The organism is Nitratireductor sp. ZSWI3, from assembly GCF_024655565.1.
Taxonomy (GTDB): domain Bacteria; phylum Pseudomonadota; class Alphaproteobacteria; order Rhizobiales; family Rhizobiaceae; genus Nitratireductor.
The window spans coordinates 1-18,184 of sequence record NZ_JANKOF010000099.1; the positions used below are offsets into that span (position 1 = coordinate 1).

An 18,184-nucleotide genomic window follows, 5' to 3' on the forward strand; every position below is an offset into this window, starting at 1 on the left:
CCGTGCGTCCAAGAGGACGCACGGCGCTGTCAGTCTCTGAATCTGTGCATCGCGTGTGCCGCCCGTCGCTGGCTCTCAGGCCGGTTCGCCGGCTGCCAAAAGTGCTAGAGCGGTTCATTGTTTCATGGAAACGCTGTCCCGCTCTATCTCTTTATTTTCCGCATTTATGCGGACGTCAGGTGATCCCACCTGACTGCAAAATGCTTCAACTGGCGTAGGCCTTGCCGATCATCGCCTCGTGCATTTCCATGCGGCGGTAGAAGTCGGCGAGCTGCTTGCCCCTTTCCGGGCGGAAGGTGCGGCCGGCCGGTGCGATCGTTGCGATGCGGTCGATGCGGAACGTGCGGAAGTCGCCGCGCAGCTCGCACCAGGCGACCAGCGTCCACACCTTGCCCCAGAACCACAGGCCAAGCGGCCTGACGTCGCGCTCCGAGCCGCGCCCGGCCTCGTCGCGATAGTCGAGCCGCAGCACGTCGCGCGCCTCCACGGCGCGCTCCAGCGCGTCGATGGTCTGCCGGTCCATGTCGCTCACCACCCAGCGCGGCGTGTGGATCTCGGTGCGGGCGATGCGGTCGCGCTCCGGCTCGGGAAGCACGGTGCCGATCTTGATCAGCGCCTCCTCGGCCGCCCGCGCCATCGCTGCGCCGCCGAAGGCGCGCACCATGCGCGCGCCCGCGACCAGCGCCACGATCTCATCGCGCGTGAACATCAGCGGCGGCAGCTCGAAGCCCTCGCGCATCAGATATCCGACGCCCGCCTCACCGTCGATCGGCACACCGGTCGACTGCAGGTCGGCAATGTCGCGATAGATCGTGCGCTCGGACACTTCGAGCCGCTCGCTCAACAGGCGAGCCGTCACCAGACGCCCACCACGCAGATGCTGGACGATCTGAAAAAGTCGGTCAGCACGGCGCATGCGTTCTGCTCCCTACGCAAAAATTCCGAAGCTGTTTCCGTCGGGGTCGAGACAATACACGAAACGACCGGCGGGGATAGTGATTATGGGTGATGCCAGTTTGCCACCATTGGCTGTGACACGCTCCATCGCTTCTTCCAGGGGTTCGGCCACGGCCAGATGCACCGTCGGTCCCGTGCCTTCCGGCGCGGGCTTGCCGGGATAGATGTGGCCGGAAACGGCGGTTTCCGCATCTTTCCGGGCGAAAGCCGCCATCGGATTCGGTCCGCCTTCCTCGAGCTGCAGCTCGTTTTGCAGCACGGCGGCATAGAAGGCGCGAGAGCGGTCCATATCGGTGACGGGAATTTCGGCCCAGACGACGGCATTCAGCGGCAGGGTGTCGGACATCGCAAGGTCTCCATTTCTGATGCCGGGAGAATGGCACAGCCATCCTGACAGCATTCTGTCAGGATGGCTGGTGCCGGGCGACAGGCCGATTTTCGGGCCGATGCGCTGGATCACGATGACTTTGGGTTGAATCGATCCTAAATCATCGCGATTGCGTTCAGAAAGTTGGAGCGGGATGCGGGCGGAAACCGCTTCACACTTTGCCTCATCCCGCTCTGGATCGGTTCGTCGTTTCATGGAAACGCTGTCCCGATCTATCTTCTTTGTTTTTCCGCATTCATGCGGTCGTCAGGTGTTTCCACCCGACTGCAAAATGCTCTAGCGCGGGCGCTCCGGATCCCATCCGATGTCCTGTTGCATGGAGAGCGGAAGCGCAGCCAGCATGCGCCGGGTGCGGACGCGGCGGCGCCTCTCGCGATGGTCGTCCATCCACCGCTGGAAAGCCTGAAAAATGGTCTGACGTCCGGTTACCATGGCAATGCCTCCTGATTCTGACAGGAGCATTATCGCCGGGCCCGGCTGACAGCGTTTTGTCAGGAGCCTTCCGGCTTGACGTCGACCGTGTAGTTGAGCGGCAGCCGGCCGCCGTCGGCGTAGATCGTCTGGCCGGTGATGTAGCTCGCATCGTCATCGGCCAGAAAGCTGGCGATGGAGGCGATCTCGTCCGGCTCGCCGATGCGGCCGAGCGGCGTGCGCGACAGCAGCCGGTTGCGCGCCGCAAGGTCGCTGTTCACCGTGGTCAGCATGTCGGTCATGATCGAGCCCGGTCCGATGGCGTTGACCCGGATGCCATAGGGCGCAAGCGCCAGGGCCATGGCGCGGGTGAGCTGGCTCACGCCGCCTTTCGACACCGTGTAGGCGAGCTGTTCGGGGATCGCCAGGATGGCGTTGATCGACGACATGTTGATGATGGTGCCGGCCGGACCGCCCTTTTCCACCTTCTCCACCATGAAGCGCGCCACCGCCTGGCCGGCGAGAAACGTGCCCTTGAGGTTGGTGTCCATGACGCGGTCGAAATCCTCGACGCGCAGCTCGAGGAAATCGGCGGCGTGGACGATGCCCGCATTGTTGACGAGGATATCGACGTCGGCGAAGGCGTCGAGGGTTTCGGCCAGGAGATTGTGCACGTCGAGCCGCTTGCCGATGTCGGTTTTGACGAAGCGCGCTTCGCCGAGCTTCTGCAGGTCGGCGATGGCCGCCTTGCCCTTCTCGGCGTCGATGTCGGCAATCACCACCTTGACGCCGTGGCGCAGGAAGCGCTCGGCGATGGCGTAGCCGATGCCGCCAGCGCCGCCCGTCACGATTGCCGTCTTGCCGTCCAGTGCCATGGCGCCTTCCTCGTTCCCGGATTCGGCTGGACCCTGCGACGGCGCGGCGGCGAGGTCAAGCCGGGAAGAGGCCTCCGGGCAATCGCCTATGGCGGTGCGGTACCCCCACCCCTTACCCCTCCCCTCAAGGGCGATTGTATCTTTGACAAACCCGGTGACAGATCAGGAGAGATTTGATATGACGCAGGCATGGATTTCATCACGTATCTTGCCGGTGAAGCTAAGATGATCGCGCAAGCGCCAGTCACCTTTTTAGTGCTGGCCGCAGTGCTCGCGCTGATGGCTTATTGGCTTGTTCGGCACCAATTCGCGGACCGTCTGGAGTCATTGAATAGTCGGATCACCCTGCGTGATGACCAACTCGCCAGTTACAAGGAAAAGCTGAGCGGGGCTTCGCCTGACGAAGCCAAGCAGCGATTGGACTTGCTCGAACTCCAGGTAAAGGCACTCTCACCCCGTAGGCTGAGTACCGATCAGATCAACAGACTAATTAGCATGGTTAGCAAGCAGCCGAGCGCAATTGAGATCGCGCATGACGCGGCCGCTGGAGATGCGAAGGCATTTACGGGTGATTTCGCGGTAGCTTTTCAGAGGGCCGGATGGGCAGTCAGTTTGCCAATGGTGATGGGTATAGGTAATCCACCACCTACCGGAATAGCCTTGCAAGTAAATGACCCCGATAATCTACGGCCAGTAGAGGCCTTGGTGAGATCGGCCCTATCGGACCTAGGGTTGGAATTTGATGTTCAACCGGGGCTGAGGGGACCGCACCCACGGCCATCGCACATGCCGAACATTCCAGAACGGCCAGAAGAGCGGCCGCTTGACGTGGGCTTGCTGTTGACGACAAAGCTCACTTAGGCCGGGAGCCGCTTTTGTCATCCTTGGGCGGCGGCGCTTTCGCTACCTTCTTCAACGCGCGGTCAAAGGCCTCCTCCGACTGGTCGGTTCCCAGTTCTCGGGCGGCTTCCTCGAATTTTTCGCGTTGAGTTTTAGCTTTCGGTTTTGCCGCCATCAATCCGAATCCAACTGTGAAAATATGTCGCCTTGGCTCTGCGATGGTGAGGGAGTTGGGCGACAAATTTTTAGCGGCTTTCCGTCTGACTTGTTGATCTTTCCATCGAGCCCAAGAAGGTCAGCGCCATCGTACGTGTTCATCTCATCCACGTTTAGGACAAGCGCTGTGGCAAGGTGAACGCCATCTGACGGCTTCTTGCACTCCGTATGCGCGCGCATCAGTCGCCTAGATAGAACACCAATGCGCTCATCCACTAGGATTGGCCGAATCCACTTCTGCCGAAGTAGAGCTTCGATCCGTTTATCCTCATCCTCGGAAAGGGGCTTCGACGGTCCTTCGCATTTCGCTTTGAACACCTCAGCAAACGTGAAAAACGAGGTGTAGATCAGCACTCCTCCCCTTTCCGCTTCTTTCCATAATACCGTGCACTCGTTGACCTTCCCGGGCTCTTGGTTAATCAAGCCAAGGAAGGTGCAGGAATCCCAATAGACGCGCCTAACCAAGGTCCCCATCGTGTAGGCGGCGAAGGTATTCGTGAGGGTCGATTCCCGCCGTAAAGTTTGGGTCCATCACTGAGTCTAGATCAACGCGCTCAGCCTCAATAACCTCCCGCATGCTGTGAGCATCAATATACGTTAGCTTGGCACCGCCCGCGTAATGTAGAACGCCGGTAACCCCGATGGTTCGCCCTTCCCATACATCAGCCATTTGGTGTTCGTTCCCAAACTGCTTAACAAGCTTCTCCGAAAGCTGGCACCACGTGAAGCCATACAGCTCCGTTTGAATCTGGATGGCAGGTCGTCGCCGATAGCGGCCAGCCGCAACCATCACACCCTCAATCTCACCATAAGCCTCCCTCTCGGAAAGGCCCGACACAACGTCAATCGCAGCGTTAATAGCCGCAAGCGTTTGGAGTCCCGCCGTGGATCTCTGGCGGTCCAGCACCACAACGTTGCCTTGCTCAAAATCTATCTCGGTCAAGCCAATGCCGTTCGAGTGCCGGCGGAAAACCCCCGAGACAATCTCAGCCTCTGGCGGCGTCAGCCAAGCCGGAGCAGTTCCTCTTTCTACGATCTCCTGAATACCGGACGAAACCGTCGATTTCACGCGCTCTACGTGCGCGGATACATCCACGGTCGGGTTCTTGGCTTCAGCGAAAGCGACCACAGTAAATGGGCTGTTGGTGCTGGCGCGCTGCAATCGCCAGACAAACTCTTCCCGTGGCGACCCGAAGGAGCGTTCCGCCGCTTCAAAAATCGCAAGCGTATCCAACACCTGCTGCATGGCATCCCTAATGGATAGGGAGTCGTCAGCGGTGGTTGGGGCAACCGTAATCGTAAATCGGTCCATCGCCTGTCCTACGCGCCGCTGACGCCCGGTGAGACCCGGTAAGTCAAACGGCGACCTCTCACTCCCGAGAGCGCAAGGAACGCGCGGGCATTGTCATCTATACCGCGCGCAGCCCGGTTCGTATAGCGGAAGTCAAATTCTGCGAGATAGCGGTGAAGGTGGTGCTTGCTGATATTCTGATAGACGCCAGTGACGCCGCGTTTCAGGATGCTGAAATAGTTCTCGACAGTGTTAGAATAGGCGTCACCGCGCACGTATTCGTCCTTGCTGTGATCGACCATTTCGTGACGGGCAAACGCCTTGCCAACACGGTAGTAGCCGCCGCCAGTGTCGGTCATGAGTGCCGACTTGCGGTCCACATTGTTGAACAGAAGCGGACCAAGCGTCTTGCCGGACACGTCCGCGACATGGTGCGAACGGACGCTGCCACCGCGCTCTACCAGAGTGTGAACGATCTGCTTGCCAACGCCGCCAATGGCCTTCGGATTGCGCTTGCCGACATGCTTGCTCTTTTCCTTTCCGCCGATGTAGGTCGTATCGGCTTCAACGAATTTGCCTTTGGCGCCCATGGGCGAAAGCTCGCCCGAGCGCATGGCTTCGCGGATGCGGTGCGCCAGAAACCACGCCGTCTTGTACGTGACTTCCAGAACGCGGTGAAGCTGATGCGCGCTGATGCCCTTCTTGCTGGAGCACATCAGGTGGACAGCCTGTAGCCACTTATGAAGCGGCAGATGGCTTTCCTCAAAGATCGTGCCCATACGAACGGTGAACTGCTTCCGGCACTCGGCGCACTTGTAGAGGCCGTGGCGCTCGATGCCTTCCGGGTTCTTCTTGGAGGGCTTCGTGCGAACGCCAGTCAGCTTGTAGTGCTTGCCCATGTTGCCGCAGGCCGGACATACCGGACCCTGGGGCCACAAGATCGCCTCGACATGCTCGAATGCGGCGGCTTCATCGTAAAAGTAGGGGCGGCTCAGAACAGACATTTTCCCATCTCCTTGATTCCAATATAGGAATCTCAGAGGGGTTTGTCAAATATATAATCGCCCCCTCAAGGGGGAGGGGGACGATCGGGTGCACCGCCTAGCTTCCCTCCCCCTTGAGGGGAGGGATCGAGGGTGGGGGTCGCAGGCGAAGCCTGCAAGAAGAACCCTATGCGATTGCCCGGGAAGAGGCTCGGCCTCACCGCGAGTGCTTTTCCAGCGCCTCGGAGATCTCGTCGAGAATAGCGGGATCGTCGATGGTGGCCGGCATCGTCCATTCCTGATGGTCGGCGATCTTCTGCATCGTCGCCCGCAGGATCTTGCCGGACCGCGTCTTGGGCAGGCGCGCCACCGGGACCACGCGCTTGAACGCGGCGACCGGACCGATGCGGTCGCGCACCATGGCGACGAGCTCCTTCTCGACGGTGGCGATGTCCACATTCGCCTTGCCGTGCAGCACCACGAAGCCGCACGGCACCTGGCCCTTCAGCGCATCGGCGATGCCGATCACCGCGCATTCGGCGACGGCCGGGTGCTCGGCGACCACCTCCTCCATGCCGCCGGTCGACAGGCGGTGGCCGGCAACGTTGATGATGTCGTCGGTGCGCGCCATGATGAAGAGGTAGCCGTCCTCGTCCAGCATGCCGGCGTCGGCCGTCTTGTAGTAGCCGGGGAACTCGCTGAGATAGGCTTCGCGGAAGCGCCCGTCATCGTTCCAGAGCGTCGGCAGCGCGCCCGGCGGCAGCGGCAGCTTCACCACCACATTGCCGAGCCTGCCGGCTTCCACGGGGTGGCCGGCATCGTCGAGGACCCGCACGTCGTAGCCCGGCATCGGCACGCCGGGCGAGCCGTATTTGACCGGCAGCATGCCGAGGCCGACCGGATCCTGGCTGATCGGCGCACCGGTTTCCGTCTGCCACCAATGGTCGATCACCGGCACGCCGAGCGTCCGTTCGGCCCACTTCACCGTGTCCGGGTCGGCGCGCTCGCCGGCCAGGAACAGGGTGCGGAAGCGGGAAAGATCGTGCGGCTCCAGCAGCTCCGCTTCCGGATCGGCGGTGCGGATGGCGCGGAAGGCGGTGGGCGCGGTGAAAAGCGCCGCAACGCCATGCTCGGCGATGACGCGCCAGAAGACACCGGCATCGGGCGTGCCGACCGGCTTGCCCTCGAACAGGATCGTCGTGCAGCCATGCAGGAGCGGCGCGTAGACGATGTAGGAGTGGCCGACCACCCAGCCGACGTCGGAGGCGGCCCAGAAGGTCTCGCCGGGCTTTATGCCGAATTCGTTGAACATCGACCATTTGAGCCGCACCATGTGGCCGCCATTGTCGCGCACCACGCCCTTGGGGCGGCCGGTCGTGCCGGATGTGTAGAGGATGTAGAGCGGATCGGTGGCGAGCACCGGCACGCAGGGCACCTGGCGCCCCGCCGCGCGGGCGGCATCGACCAGCGCCGCATAATCGTGATCGCGTCCGGCGACCAGCTCGCAGTCCTGCTCCGGGCGCTGCAGGATCAGGCAGCTTTCGGGCTTGGCGGCCGCAAGGCGGATCGCCTCGTCGAGCAGCGGCTTGTAGGAGACGACGCGGCCGGGCTCCAGGCCGCAGGAGGCGGAGATGACGGCCTTCGGAGCGGCATCGTCGATGCGGGCCGCCAGCTCGCGGGCCGCGAAGCCGCCGAAGACGACCGAGTGCACCGCGCCGATGCGGGCGCAGGCGAGCATCGCAAAGACGGCTTCCGGCACCATCGGCATGTAGATGACGACACGATCTCCCTTGCCGACGCCAAGGTCCTGCAGGACGGCGGCCAGGGCGACGATCTCGGCTTTCAGCCCGGCATAGGTGAAGCTCTGCTTGCGCCCCGTGATGGGGCTGTCATAGACGAGAGCGGGCTGGTCCTTGCGGCCGCCGTCGACGTGCCGGTCGACGGCGTTGAAGCACGTGTTGCAGCTTGCGCCGGAAAACCACCGGCCATAGACGCCGTCATCCGGGTCGAACACCTTGTCCCACGGCGTGAACCAGTCGATCTCGCGTGCCGCATCGGCCCAGAATGCCTCCGGATCCCGTTTCCAGGCCTGATAGACCTCGTGATAGCGTGACGCCATCCCGCCTCCTCCCTGCGGTTCGTGCTGCAGCGCCGTGCGTCCCTTTGGACGCACAAAGGACGCTGCAAGTCTTTGAATCTGGGCATCGTGCTTACCGAAAATCGAGTCCGATTTTCGGGCCGATGCGCCAGTCTTCCCGTGACGATAGCGGATCGGACGTGGCGGCGTAAATCAGACTTGCGGTGGAGGCGCGCTTTGACAGGTGCCGCGACGGCAGGCACAAGGAACATCCCTTCCGCGAATCGGCCAGCGCATGTCCAAGATCCTGCTTCTGCTCATCCTCGCCATGATGGTCGTCCATCTCATCCGGCCGCTTGGCCTGCCGGGCCTGAGGCGCCGCAGCGATTTCTGGAAGCTGGCGCTGATCGCGCTCGCCGCGGTGTCGCTGACCATCCTGGTGCGCGGCGAGTAGGGCTCGGAGTCCGGTTTCGCGCCTTCCCGGCTGCAGCGCGCTCTCGACAAAACGGCCCGCCGACGAGTGCCGGCGGGCCGCTTCACAAGAAGTCCAGAGCGGTCTGATCAGGCCGCCTCGAGCGCCTGCTTCCACTCGCCGGTGGCGGCAAGGCCGTTCATCCGGGCGCGATGGGCGAAGGCACGCTGGCCGGCGGCGACGTTTTCCTTCTTGCCGCCCCAGGCCTTGAGGGCGGCGGCCTGCAGAGCACGGCCGTAGGAGAAGGTCAGCGCCCAGGGCATGTCGTAGCCGGCGTTCATGATCGACAGGTGCGCCGTCGCCTCTTCGTCCGACTGGCCACCGGAGAGGAAGGCGATGCCCGGCACGGCGGCCGGAACCGTCGCCTTGAGGCAGCGCACGGTCTTCTCGGCCACTTCCTCGCGGCTCGCCTTGCGGGCGTTCTTGCCGTCGATGATCATGTTCGGCTTCAGCACCATGCCTTCGAGCGAGACGCGGGCGTCATAGAGCTCGGTGAAGACGGTCTTCAGCACCCATTCGGTCACCTCGTAGCAGCGGTCGATCGAATGGTCGCCCGGCTTGCCGTCCATGAGCACTTCCGGCTCGACGATGGGCACGATGCCGGCTTCCTGGCAGAGCGCGGCATAGCGGGCGAGCGCCTGGGCGTTCTGCTTCACCGCGCCCCAGCTCGGCAGGTCGTTGGAGATGGAAATGACGCCGCGCCATTTGGCGAAGCGGGCGCCGAGGCCGTGATATTCGGAGAGCCGGTCGCGCAGGCCGTCGAGCCCTTCGGTGATGGTCTCGCCCTGGAAGCCGGGCATCGGCTTGGCGCCGGCATCGACCTTGATGCCCGGCACGGCGCCGGAGGCCTTGATGATGTCGACCAGCGGCGTGCCGTCGGCGGCCTTCTGGCGCAGCGTCTCGTCGAAGAGGATGACGCCGGAAATGCAGTTCTTCATCGCATCGTCGGCGCGGAAGAGCATCTCGCGGTAGTCGCGGCGGGCGTCTTCGGTCGATTCGAGGCCGATCGTGTCGAAGCGCTTCTTGATCGTGCCGGAGCTTTCGTCCGCCGCCAGAATCCCCTTGCCCGGGGTCACCATGGCGGCTGCAATATCCTCAAGCCGTTCGCTCATGTCAGGTCTCCTGTCTGTTCATAACCGGCCGAATAGCAGATGCGGCCGGCAAACGGAATGCAGGTGCGGAACCCCTAATCGATTGAAATGTCTGCCTATTCACACATTGCTTAACGGGTTGTCGCAAGCGCTTCAACGCCGGGCAGTTTCTTGCCCTCCATCCACTCCAGGAAGGCACCGCCGGCGGTCGAGACATAGGAGAACCGCTCGGCGACGCCGGCGTGATTGAGGGCAGCCACCGTATCGCCCCCGCCGGCGACGGAGACGAGCAGCCCTTCGTCGGTGCGCTGTGCCGCGTGCTTCGCCGCCGCCACCGTGGCTGCATCGAAGGGCTCGATCTCGAACGCGCCCAGCGGGCCGTTCCAGACCACCGTGTCGGCCCGGTCGAGCCACTCGTTGATCTTGACGATGCTCTGCGGGCCGACGTCGAGGATCATCGCGTCGGCCGGCACGGCGTCTATCGCCACCACCTCGCTGTGCGCTCCGGCCTTGAACTCGCGCGCCACCACGGCGTCGACGGGCAGGATCAGCGCACAGCCGCTCTCGGCCGCCTCGATCATGATCTGCTTGGCGGTCGCCGCCAGGTCGTGCTCGCACAGCGACTTGCCGACCTCGGTGCCGCGCGCGGCGAGGAAGGTGTTGGCCATGCCGCCGCCGATCACCAGCGCGTCCACCTTCCTGACGAGGTTCATCAGGAGGTCGATCTTGGTGGAGACCTTGGCGCCGCCGACGATGGCAAGCACCGGGCGGACGGGGTTGCCCAGGCCCTGCTCCAGCGCTTCCAGCTCGGCCTGCATGGTGCGGCCGGCATAGGCCGGTAGCAGACGGGCCAGACCCTCGGTGGAGGCATGGGCGCGGTGGGCGGCGGAGAAGGCGTCGTTGACATAGACGTCGCCGTTCCCGGCAAGGGCCGCGGCGAAATCCGGATCGTTCTTTTCCTCCCCGGCATGGAAGCGGGTGTTCTCCAGGAGCAGGATATCGCCGTCGGCCATCTCGGCGACGGCCTCGGCGGCCGGCGCGCCGATGCAGTCCCGGGCGAAGTGGATGCGGCGGTCGAGCGTGCTTTCCACCGCGGCGGCGATCGGCTCGAGCGAGGCGGCCGGATCGGGCTTGCCCTTCGGGCGGCCGAAATGGGCAAGCAGGATCACCTTGGCGCCCTTGTCGGAAAGCTCCGTCAGCGTCGGCGCGATGCGCTCGATACGCGTCGTGTCGCTGACATGCCCGTCCTGCACCGGCACGTTGAGATCGACGCGCACCAGAACGCGCTTGCCCGCAATGTCTTGGAGATCGTCGAGGGTCTTGAAGTCCGGCATGTCCGCTGCAGCCTCCTTGAGGGGAAATCGTTGGCGACCATACAGCGCCCCGCGCGCTGTGCAAGGGAGGCCTCACCCTTTCGGTGGCGCCCCGGCTTCCTTCTTGCCGATCAGCCGGCGGGCAAGCTCCAGCGGGCTGAGGAACACGGGAACGCTGACACCCGCCGCCGGCGGCTCCAGCGACAGGCCGATCGCGGTGATCGCGCCGTCCTCGTCCACGTCGCGGACGATCAGCTCGATGGGGCCGAGCGGCGCGCGGTCGCCATATTCGGCGCGGCCGCCGAGCTTCTCGCGCACCAGTTCGGCGATGGTCATCTTCTGCTCGTCGTCGCTGAGGCCGGGCGCATAGGCCGCCTCGATGTCGGCGGCCGGCCTGTCCGGATCGACGCTGAAGGCGCCGAAGAATTCGGCATCCTCCGGGTCCATCTCGACGGGGCTGGCGAACAGGCGGTCGAGCAGGCGGGGATAGCGGTCCGGCACGAAGATGTAGACGTGGTCGCCGGCGGCCAGGCGCCCGGCATACTGGTAGGTCATCGAACGCCCGTCGCGAACCACCAGCGAAGGCTTCGCCCAGCGGGGAATGCGCTGGCCCCGCTCGACGGGGCTGCCGGCGACGACGCGATAGGCCAGCAGCTCGTGATGCGCCGAGCCCGGCAGCTCCAGCTCCACCTTGTTGAGGGGGCCCATGCGCGGCGGCAGCGTCAGCGCCAGCCGGCGCGCAAGCGGGCCGACGCTCCAGCCCTGCACGATCAGCGACACCAGCACGACGATGAAGACGATGTTGAACAGGGCGCGGCCGTTTTCCAGGCCGTCGATCAGCGGCGTGATGGCGAGCAGGATGGAGACGGCGCCGCGCAGGCCGACCCAGGAGATGAAGGCGGTCTCGGCGCGCGAGAAGCGGAAAGGCAGGAGACAGAGCATCACCGCCACCGGCCGCGCGACGAAGATCAGGAACAGGCCGATGAACAGCGCCGGCAGGGCGATGGAGGCGAATTGCGAGGGCGTGGCGAACAGGCCGAGCACCAGGAACATGATGATCTGCGCCAGCCAGGTGACCCCGTCCTGGAAGCGCTTCAGCATGGCGGTCGAGCGCAGCCGGGCGTTGCCGGCCATCAGGCCGGCCACATAGACGGCCAGGAAGCCCGATCCGCCCATGGCGCCGGTCAGCGCGAAAAGCAGCAGTGAGAGCGCGATCACGAAGATCGGCAGCAGGCCCTGCTCGAGCTTCAGCCTGGTGACGAGGCGAACGATGGAATAACCGCCGAACAGGCCGGCCACCAGGCCGATCCCCATCTGCTGCAGGAAGCCCAGCGCGATGTCGGTCGCCAGGGCGTCCGGCCTGATCGCCTCGCCGCTGCCGATGAGGCTCACCAGCGAGAGCGTCAGGAAGATGGCGATCGGATCGTTCGAGCCGGATTCCACCTCGAGCGTCGAGCGGACGCGCTCGCGCACCGAGATGTTGCCGACGCGCAGCAGGAAGAACACCGCCGCCGCGTCGGTGGAGGCGACCGTGGCGCCGAGCAGGAAGGATTCGAGCCACGAGAAATCGGTGACGTAATAGGCCCCGACGCCGACCAGCCCGGCCGTCAGGAGAACGCCGATGGTGGCGAGCACCAGGGCCGGCGCGGCGGCCTGGCGGAAGGCGGTGAGCGAGGTGCCGAAGCCTGAATCGAACAGGATGACGGCAAGCGCCAGCGAGCCGATGAAATAGGCGACCGCGGCATTGTCGAAATCGAGGCCGAGGCCGTCCGTGCCGGCGGCAAGGCCGATGCCGAGGAAGATGAGGAGCAGGGGGGCGCCGAAGCGGAAGGCGATCAGGCTGGAAAACGCGGCGAACAGCACGAGCGCAGTGCCGACCAGCGTAATGACGTAAATGCCCTGATCCATCCGCCTCTCTTGATCCCGCCTGCCGCAAGTCTCTGTTCTTTTTTATAAAAGATGCGGCGGAAGTGAGATGCAAGAGCGGCGCAAAAAGAAAAACGCCCGGCGATGGAAGCCGGGCGTTTCCTCAGATCGAAGATACCGGAGATCAGATGGTCTTGCCGAAGGCAACCGCGGTGTCGGCCATGCGGTTGGAGAAGCCCCACTCGTTGTCGTACCAGGACATGACGCGCACCAGGTCTCCCTCGATCACCTTGGTCTGGTCGAGCGCGAAGGTGGAGGAGGCCGGGTTGTGGTTCATGTCGATCGAGACCAGCGGCTCCTCGGTGTAGGCGAGGATGCCCTTCAGCGGGCCGTTGGCAGCCGCCACCAGCGCGTTGTTGACCTCTTCCACCGTCACCTTCCTCTTCGGCACGAACTTGAAGTCGATCACCGAGACATTGGGGGTGGGGACGCGGATCGACACGCCGTCGAGCTTGCCGTTGAGCTCCGGCAGGACGAGGCCGACCGCCTTGGCGGCGCCGGTCGAGGTCGGGATCATCGACATCGCCGCGGCGCGGGCGCGATAGAGGTCCTTGTGCATCGTGTCGAGCGTCGGCTGGTCGCCCGTATAGGCGTGGATCGTCGTCATGAAGCCCTTGTCGATGCCGAAGGCGTCGTTGAGCACCATGGCGACGGGGGCGAGGCAGTTGGTGGTGCAGGAAGCGTTGGAAACGACCAGATGCTCCTTGGAGAGCTTGTCGTGGTTGACGCCGTAGACCACCGTCAGGTCGGCGCCGGAGGCCGGGGCGGAAACCAGGACGCGCTTGGCGCCCGCCTCGAGATGCAGCGAAGCCTTCTCCTTGGAGGTGAAGATGCCGGTGCACTCCATCACGATGTCGACGCCGAGCTCGCCCCAGGGCAGCTTGGCGGGATCGCGCTCGGCGAAGACCTTGAAGCTGTCGGTGCCGATGCTGATGGTGTCGCCCTCGACCTTCACTTCCGAAGGAAAGCGGCCATGCACGCTGTCATAGCGCAGGAGATGGGCGTTGGTCTCGACGGGGCCGAGATCGTTGATGGCGACCACGTCGATGTCTTTGCGGCCGGACTCGTAAATGGCGCGGACGACGTTGCGGCCGATGCGGCCAAATCCGTTGATGGCGATTTTGACGGTCATGAATTTCCTCCGGAGAGTGGGTGGCCGTGCACGCGCACGGGGAAGGACGCCGCTTCATAGCGGTGTCCGCCTCAAGAATCCAGATATGGGGACCGGCAATCGCCGGTCCAGGGGGAGCCGACGGTGTGCCGGCCGCTCAACCGAGTTCCGCCAGGCGCTTCTGGGCGGCGGCGGCAGCAGCTTCCGCCGTGATGCCGAAATGCTGGTACAGCGCCGGCGCCGGGGCGCTGGCGCCAAAACCCGTCATGCCGACGAACAGGCCGTCGGAGCCGATGATCGCATCCCAGCCCTGGCGGATGCCCGCCTCGATGGCGAGCTTCACCGGCGCCGTGCCGATCACCGCCCTGCGGTAGTCCTCGCTCTGCGCCTCGAACAGCTCGAAACAGGGCACGGAGACGACGCGGGCCGGATGGCCGGCGGCGTCGAGCAGGGCCTTGGCGGCCATGGCGATCTCGACCTCGGAGCCGGTGGCGAACAGGGTCACCTCGGCGTCGTCCTCGGAGCCGGCGAGCTCGTAGGCGCCGCGCGCGCAGAGATTGTCTTCCTCATGCGTCAGCCGGACGGGTGCGAGATTTTGCCGCGACAGGGCAAGCGTCGAGGGCGTCGTCCTCGATTCCAGTGCCGCCTGCCAGCACTCGGCGGCCTCCACGGCATCCGCCGGGCGGAACACGTAATGGTTCGGGATGGCCCGCAGCGCCGCCAGATGCTCGACCGGCTGGTGTGTCGGGCCGTCCTCGCCGAGGCCGATGGAATCGTGCGTCATCACGAAGATGGTCCGGATCTGCATCAGCGAGGCAAGCCGCATGGCCGGCCGGGCATAATCGGAGAAGGTCAGGAATGTGCCGCCATAGGGAATGACGCCGCCATGCAGCGTCATGCCGTTCATCGCCGCCGCCATGCCGTGCTCGCGGATGCCGTAATGCACGTAGCGGCCGGAGAAGTCGCTCGCCGTGATGGGGGCGGTCTGGCTGGTCTTGGTGTTGTTGGAACCGGTCAGGTCGGCGGAGCCGCCGATCGTCTCGGGCACGATGGCGTTGATGACCTCGAGCGCCATTTCGGAAGATTTCCGGGTCGCCACCTTGGGCGGCTCGGCGGCCAGCTTTTCCTTGTACTCGACGATGGCCGCCTCGAGATTCTCCGGCAGGTCGCCGCGCATGCGGCGCTCGAACTCGCCGCGGGTCTCCGCGTCGGCGGCGGCCAGCCGCTCTTCCCAGGCCTTGCGTTCCTTGGCTGAGCGCAGGCCGGCGAGGCGCCAGTCGTCGAGGATGTCGGAGGGCACCACGAAGGGCGCCGCGTCCCAGCCGAGGGCCTTGCGGGCGCCGGCGATCTCGTCGGCGCCGAGCGGCGAGCCGTGCACCTTTGCGGTGCCGGACTTGGTCGGCGCGCCGAAGCCGATGGTGGTGCGGAAGGCGATCAGGGTCGGCTTGTCGGAAGCGCGGGCCGCCTCGATGGCCGCTGCGATGGCGTCGGGGTCGTGACCGTCGGCGCGCATCGTGTTCCAGCCGGAGGCGGCGAAGCGCTCGCACTGGTCGGTCGAGTCGGTCAGCGAGGTCGCGCCGTCGATGGAGATCTGGTTGTCGTCGAACAGCACGATGAGCTTGTTCAGCTTCAGGTGCCCGGCCAGCGTCAGCGCTTCCTGGCTGATGCCTTCCATCAGGCAGCCGTCGCCGGCCAGCACATAGGTGTAGTGGTCGACCAGATCGTCGCCGAACCGGGCATTGAGGATGCGCTCGGCGATCGCCATGCCGACCGAATTGGCAAAGCCCTGGCCGAGCGGGCCGGTGGTCGTCTCGATGCCGGCGGCGTGGCCGAATTCGGGGTGGCCGGCCGTGCGCGAGCCGAGCTGGCGGAAGTTCTTGATCTCGTCGATCGTGATGTCCTCGTAGCCGAGGAGGTAGAGCAGCGAATAGAGCAGCATCGACCCGTGGCCGGCCGACAGCACGAAGCGGTCGCGGTCGGGCCAGTGCGGAAGCTTGGGATCGTGCGTCATGAAGCGGGTGAAAAGCACGGTGGTGATATCGGCCGTGCCCATCGGCAGGCCGGGGTGACCGGACTTGGCCTGTTCCACGGCATCCATGGAAAGAAAGCGGATCGCATTTGCCATCCGGTCGTGTTTGTCGCGTGAGATCATGATTGCTCGCTGGTCCGCTTAAGGCAGTTGATTGAGGACTGGATCGCCAGTCCCGGCCCCTTGAAAAGCAGGCGACACATAGCAGTTGCGGCCTTGAAGTCAACAAAGACGGGGTAGCAGGGGAGGGCCGCCGGGGTGGATTCGCGACCGGTCGGGAAGGCGGACGGTGCACGGAACGTTGCAGGTTTGTTGCAGCAATTTGGGGGATTAGCCGTCTCGCTTTGTTGACGGGAGGTTCACCCGGCGCCTAATCTTTTCGTCGTAAGGTGTTAGTAAGGCCTGCGATTCGTGTGCGCTGCCTCATGGAACCGGCATTCCGCCTTCGAGCCAGAGCGGCCGCGCATGAGAGAAAAGGCCGTACGAGGATGAGCAAGATTGGCTGTGTCATATCGGTTCCGGAAAGTTATCCCCCGCGTGTCGCAAAAGCGGGCTGACATCCGGAACTGCAGGACGACAGCATTTTGCAGGCAAGTGAGATCACTTGCCGTCCGCGTGAATGCGGAACAACAACGAGGCAGAGCGTCCTTTGTGCGTCCATTCGGACGCACGGCGCTCTAGGGTTGGCGGCCATGGGTGGTGAAACCACGCTCAAGGAGGTGATCGGACGTCTGGGAAAGGCGCTCTCGGTGCTCGAGGACGCGGTCGACGCGCATCTCGAAAGGGAGCAGGACTATGCCGATTCCGACGCCGAGGTGCAGCGCATGAATGCGGATCGGGCGCGTCTTGCCCAAGAGATCGACAAATCGGAAGCCCGGGCCGAGCGGCTCGAGGAAGTGAATCGCGAGGTGTCGCGGCGTTTGGTCACGGCGATGGAGACGATCCGCGCGGTTCTGGATCGATAGGGCGTTGCGATGGCACAGGTCACGGTCACCATTGACGGCAAATCCTACCGCATGGCGTGCGACGAGGGGCAGGAAGAACACCTGATCGACCTCGCCCAGCGTCTCGACCGCTATGTGATGCATCTGAAGGGGGCCTTCGGCGAGATCGGCGATCACCGGCTGAGCGTGATGGCCGGCATCATGGTGATGGACGAACTCGTGGAACTGCAGAAGCGCGTGCGCGGCATGGAGGGCGAGATCGCCACGCTGCGCAAGACGCGCGACGAGGCGCTGGTGAAGGCCGACAGGAACGATTCCACCGTGACCGGGGTGCTGGTCGAGCTGGCCGAGCGCATCGAGGCCCTGTCGGACAAGCTTGCGGGCAAGCCGCAAAGCAGCGCATAAGCCTGTCTTCCGGGCAACGGCAGAGAGGCACATGAACACATCTGGCAAGAGCGGTGAATTGGTCCAGCTCGCCGTGATCGGTGCGGCGCAGGGGCTGCGCGGCGAGGTCAAGGTCAAGACCTTCACGGGCGACCCGCTGGCGCTCGGCGACTACGGCCCGCTCGTCACGCAGGACGGGCGGCGCTTCACCGTGCTGCAGGTTCGGCCGGCGAAGAACCTCGTCGTGGCACGCCTTGCCGAAGTGACCGACCGCACGGCGGCCGAAGCGCTCAACGGCACGGCACTCTTCGTTGCACGGTCAGCCCTGCCCGCCGATCTCGACGAGGAGGAATACTACCACGCCGACCTCATCGGCCTCGCCGTCGTCGACGAGACGGGGGCGCGGCTCGGCAAGGTGGCGGCGCTGCACAATTTCGGCGCTGGCGACATTCTGGAGATCGCCTTGTCGGCGGGCGGTGCGGCGATGGTGCCCTTCAGCCAGGCCGCCGTGCCCGAGATCGACGTCACGGCAGGGAGGCTGCGCGTCGACAGCATCGCTGCGGGACTTTCCGGCGGCGAGGCGGACGAGGAGCAGGCGGGCGGAGAAGAGCGGTGAGTTTCCACGCCACGGTGCTGACCCTTTATCCGGAGATGTTTCCGGGCGCCCTCGACCTGTCGCTGGCCGGCAAGGCGCGCGAGGCGGGGCGCTGGGCGCTGGAGACGGTGCAGATCCGCGATTTCGCCACCGGCAAGCATCGCAATGTGGACGACACGCCGGCCGGCGGCGGCGCCGGCATGGTGATGCGCGCCGACGTTCTGGCCCGCGCGCTCGACCATGCGGCCGGCCCCGACGATCGGCGCCCGCGGCTGCTGATG

The 18,184-nt window shown here is 64.6% G+C and carries 19 protein-coding genes and 1 pseudogene; 6 read left to right on the forward strand and 14 right to left on the reverse strand.

The annotated features are described in order from the left end of the window. Window positions 1-205 precede the first annotated feature (205 nt). The 4 genes from NUU27_RS21405 to NUU27_RS21420 all read right to left on the reverse strand — a co-directional run bounded on the left by NUU27_RS21405 (window position 206) and on the right by NUU27_RS21420 (window position 2,631). On the reverse strand, window positions 206-916 hold the full coding sequence (locus NUU27_RS21405) for a YafY family protein (protein WP_257764314.1): 711 nt from the start codon (window positions 914-916) through the stop codon (window positions 206-208). Between the two features lie 12 nt (window positions 917-928). Next, the gene (locus NUU27_RS21410) at window positions 929-1,303 is read right to left on the reverse strand and encodes a VOC family protein (RefSeq protein WP_257764346.1); all 375 of its coding nucleotides are present in this window, start codon (window positions 1,301-1,303) and stop codon (window positions 929-931) included. Window positions 1,304-1,621: 318 nt separating this feature from the next. Next, window positions 1,622-1,777 carry a hypothetical protein gene (locus tag NUU27_RS21415; RefSeq protein WP_257764316.1) on the reverse strand — a complete coding sequence of 52 codons (156 nt, stop codon included), beginning with the start codon at window positions 1,775-1,777 and terminating at the stop codon, window positions 1,622-1,624. A gap of 59 nt (window positions 1,778-1,836) precedes the next feature. Continuing rightward, window positions 1,837-2,631, reverse strand: coding sequence for an SDR family NAD(P)-dependent oxidoreductase (locus tag NUU27_RS21420; protein ID WP_257764317.1), 795 nt, complete (start codon window positions 2,629-2,631; stop codon window positions 1,837-1,839). 189 nt (window positions 2,632-2,820) lie between these two features. Here NUU27_RS21420 and NUU27_RS21425 point away from each other — a divergent pair, with 189 nt between their 5' ends. Next, entirely contained in the window at window positions 2,821-3,492 is a 672-nt protein-coding gene (locus NUU27_RS21425) for a hypothetical protein (protein WP_257764318.1), read from the forward strand. Here NUU27_RS21425 and NUU27_RS21430 read toward each other — a convergent pair. The 5 genes from NUU27_RS21430 to NUU27_RS21450 form a co-directional block, all read right to left on the reverse strand. After that, complete coding sequence (locus NUU27_RS21430) at window positions 3,485-3,646, reverse strand: DNA-binding protein (protein WP_257764320.1); 162 nt, start codon at window positions 3,644-3,646, stop codon at window positions 3,485-3,487. The two genes, NUU27_RS21425 and NUU27_RS21430, sit on opposite strands and share 8 nt — an antisense overlap. Then, the gene (locus NUU27_RS21435; protein ID WP_257764322.1) at window positions 3,646-4,041 is read right to left on the reverse strand and encodes a PIN domain-containing protein; all 396 of its coding nucleotides are present in this window, start codon (window positions 4,039-4,041) and stop codon (window positions 3,646-3,648) included. Before NUU27_RS21435 ends, NUU27_RS21430 begins: the two co-directional genes overlap by 1 nt. A 103-nt stretch (window positions 4,042-4,144) precedes the next feature. Then, complete coding sequence (locus tag NUU27_RS21440; RefSeq protein WP_257764324.1) at window positions 4,145-4,999, reverse strand: hypothetical protein; 855 nt, start codon at window positions 4,997-4,999, stop codon at window positions 4,145-4,147. Between the two features lie 8 nt (window positions 5,000-5,007). Beyond that, on the reverse strand, window positions 5,008-5,982 hold the full coding sequence (locus tag NUU27_RS21445) for an IS1595 family transposase (RefSeq protein WP_257764326.1): 975 nt from the start codon (window positions 5,980-5,982) through the stop codon (window positions 5,008-5,010). Between the two features lie 196 nt (window positions 5,983-6,178). Next, window positions 6,179-8,080 (reverse strand): propionyl-CoA synthetase, encoded by a 1,902-nt coding sequence (locus NUU27_RS21450; protein WP_257764327.1) that lies wholly within the window; start codon window positions 8,078-8,080, stop codon window positions 6,179-6,181. Between the two features lie 253 nt (window positions 8,081-8,333). Between NUU27_RS21450 and NUU27_RS21455 the strand changes: the two genes are divergently transcribed. Next, on the forward strand, window positions 8,334-8,492 hold the full coding sequence (locus tag NUU27_RS21455) for a hypothetical protein (RefSeq protein ID WP_257764329.1): 159 nt from the start codon (window positions 8,334-8,336) through the stop codon (window positions 8,490-8,492). A 107-nt stretch (window positions 8,493-8,599) separates the two neighbouring features. Here NUU27_RS21455 and NUU27_RS21460 read toward each other — a convergent pair whose 3' ends face one another. From NUU27_RS21460 to tkt, 5 genes are all read right to left on the reverse strand, one after another. After that, window positions 8,600-9,622, reverse strand: a complete 1,023-nt coding sequence (locus NUU27_RS21460) for a class I fructose-bisphosphate aldolase (protein WP_257764331.1) — start codon at window positions 9,620-9,622, stop codon at window positions 8,600-8,602. Between the two features lie 110 nt (window positions 9,623-9,732). Further along, window positions 9,733-10,935, reverse strand: a complete 1,203-nt coding sequence (gene pgk / locus NUU27_RS21465; protein ID WP_257764333.1) for a phosphoglycerate kinase — start codon at window positions 10,933-10,935, stop codon at window positions 9,733-9,735. A gap of 72 nt (window positions 10,936-11,007) precedes the next feature. Beyond that, entirely contained in the window at window positions 11,008-12,822 is a 1,815-nt protein-coding gene (locus NUU27_RS21470; protein WP_257764335.1) for a potassium/proton antiporter, read from the reverse strand. 142 nt (window positions 12,823-12,964) lie between these two features. Beyond that, window positions 12,965-13,972, reverse strand: coding sequence for a type I glyceraldehyde-3-phosphate dehydrogenase (gene gap / locus NUU27_RS21475; RefSeq protein WP_257764337.1), 1,008 nt, complete (start codon window positions 13,970-13,972; stop codon window positions 12,965-12,967). Window positions 13,973-14,108: 136 nt separating this feature from the next. Then, window positions 14,109-16,103, reverse strand: a complete 1,995-nt coding sequence (gene tkt, locus NUU27_RS21480; RefSeq protein WP_257764339.1) for a transketolase — start codon at window positions 16,101-16,103, stop codon at window positions 14,109-14,111. Between the two features lie 569 nt (window positions 16,104-16,672). Between tkt and NUU27_RS21485 the strand changes: the two genes are divergently transcribed. The 4 genes and pseudogenes from NUU27_RS21485 to NUU27_RS21500 form a co-directional block, all read left to right on the forward strand. Continuing rightward, window positions 16,673-16,945, forward strand: a complete 273-nt coding sequence (locus NUU27_RS21485; RefSeq protein WP_257764341.1) for a DUF4164 domain-containing protein — start codon at window positions 16,673-16,675, stop codon at window positions 16,943-16,945. A gap of 9 nt (window positions 16,946-16,954) precedes the next feature. Then, window positions 16,955-17,329, forward strand: coding sequence for a cell division protein ZapA (locus NUU27_RS21490; protein ID WP_257764343.1), 375 nt, complete (start codon window positions 16,955-16,957; stop codon window positions 17,327-17,329). A 31-nt stretch (window positions 17,330-17,360) separates the two neighbouring features. Beyond that, entirely contained in the window at window positions 17,361-17,924 is a 564-nt protein-coding gene (gene rimM, locus NUU27_RS21495) for a ribosome maturation factor RimM (RefSeq protein ID WP_257764345.1), read from the forward strand. Beyond that, window positions 17,921-18,184 (forward strand): annotated as a pseudogene (locus tag NUU27_RS21500) (tRNA (guanosine(37)-N1)-methyltransferase TrmD); the annotation flags it as partial. The gene rimM and the pseudogene NUU27_RS21500, both read left to right, overlap by 4 nt.

Excerpts from the sequence above, each read along its gene's own strand:
- NUU27_RS21405 (WP_257764314.1), bottom strand. The coding sequence starts at position 916 with ATGCGCCGTGCTGACCGACTTTTTCAGATCGTCCAGCATCTGCGTGGT.
- NUU27_RS21410 (WP_257764346.1), bottom strand. The coding sequence starts at position 1,303 with ATGTCCGACACCCTGCCGCTGAATGCCGTCGTCTGGGCCGAAATTCCC.
- NUU27_RS21415 (WP_257764316.1), bottom strand. The coding sequence starts at position 1,777 with ATGGTAACCGGACGTCAGACCATTTTTCAGGCTTTCCAGCGGTGGATG.
- NUU27_RS21420 (WP_257764317.1), bottom strand. The coding sequence starts at position 2,631 with ATGGCACTGGACGGCAAGACGGCAATCGTGACGGGCGGCGCTGGCGGC.
- NUU27_RS21425 (WP_257764318.1), top strand. The coding sequence starts at position 2,821 with ATGGATTTCATCACGTATCTTGCCGGTGAAGCTAAGATGATCGCGCAA.
- NUU27_RS21430 (WP_257764320.1), bottom strand. The coding sequence starts at position 3,646 with ATGGCGGCAAAACCGAAAGCTAAAACTCAACGCGAAAAATTCGAGGAA.
- NUU27_RS21440 (WP_257764324.1), bottom strand. The coding sequence starts at position 4,999 with ATGGACCGATTTACGATTACGGTTGCCCCAACCACCGCTGACGACTCC.
- NUU27_RS21445 (WP_257764326.1), bottom strand. The coding sequence starts at position 5,982 with ATGTCTGTTCTGAGCCGCCCCTACTTTTACGATGAAGCCGCCGCATTC.
- NUU27_RS21450 (WP_257764327.1), bottom strand. The coding sequence starts at position 8,080 with ATGGCGTCACGCTATCACGAGGTCTATCAGGCCTGGAAACGGGATCCG.
- NUU27_RS21455 (WP_257764329.1), top strand. The coding sequence starts at position 8,334 with ATGTCCAAGATCCTGCTTCTGCTCATCCTCGCCATGATGGTCGTCCAT.
- NUU27_RS21460 (WP_257764331.1), bottom strand. The coding sequence starts at position 9,622 with ATGAGCGAACGGCTTGAGGATATTGCAGCCGCCATGGTGACCCCGGGC.
- pgk (WP_257764333.1), bottom strand. The coding sequence starts at position 10,935 with ATGCCGGACTTCAAGACCCTCGACGATCTCCAAGACATTGCGGGCAAG.
- NUU27_RS21470 (WP_257764335.1), bottom strand. The coding sequence starts at position 12,822 with ATGGATCAGGGCATTTACGTCATTACGCTGGTCGGCACTGCGCTCGTG.
- gap (WP_257764337.1), bottom strand. The coding sequence starts at position 13,972 with ATGACCGTCAAAATCGCCATCAACGGATTTGGCCGCATCGGCCGCAAC.
- tkt (WP_257764339.1), bottom strand. The coding sequence starts at position 16,103 with ATGATCTCACGCGACAAACACGACCGGATGGCAAATGCGATCCGCTTT.
- NUU27_RS21485 (WP_257764341.1), top strand. The coding sequence starts at position 16,673 with ATGGGTGGTGAAACCACGCTCAAGGAGGTGATCGGACGTCTGGGAAAG.
- NUU27_RS21490 (WP_257764343.1), top strand. The coding sequence starts at position 16,955 with ATGGCACAGGTCACGGTCACCATTGACGGCAAATCCTACCGCATGGCG.
- rimM (WP_257764345.1), top strand. The coding sequence starts at position 17,361 with ATGAACACATCTGGCAAGAGCGGTGAATTGGTCCAGCTCGCCGTGATC.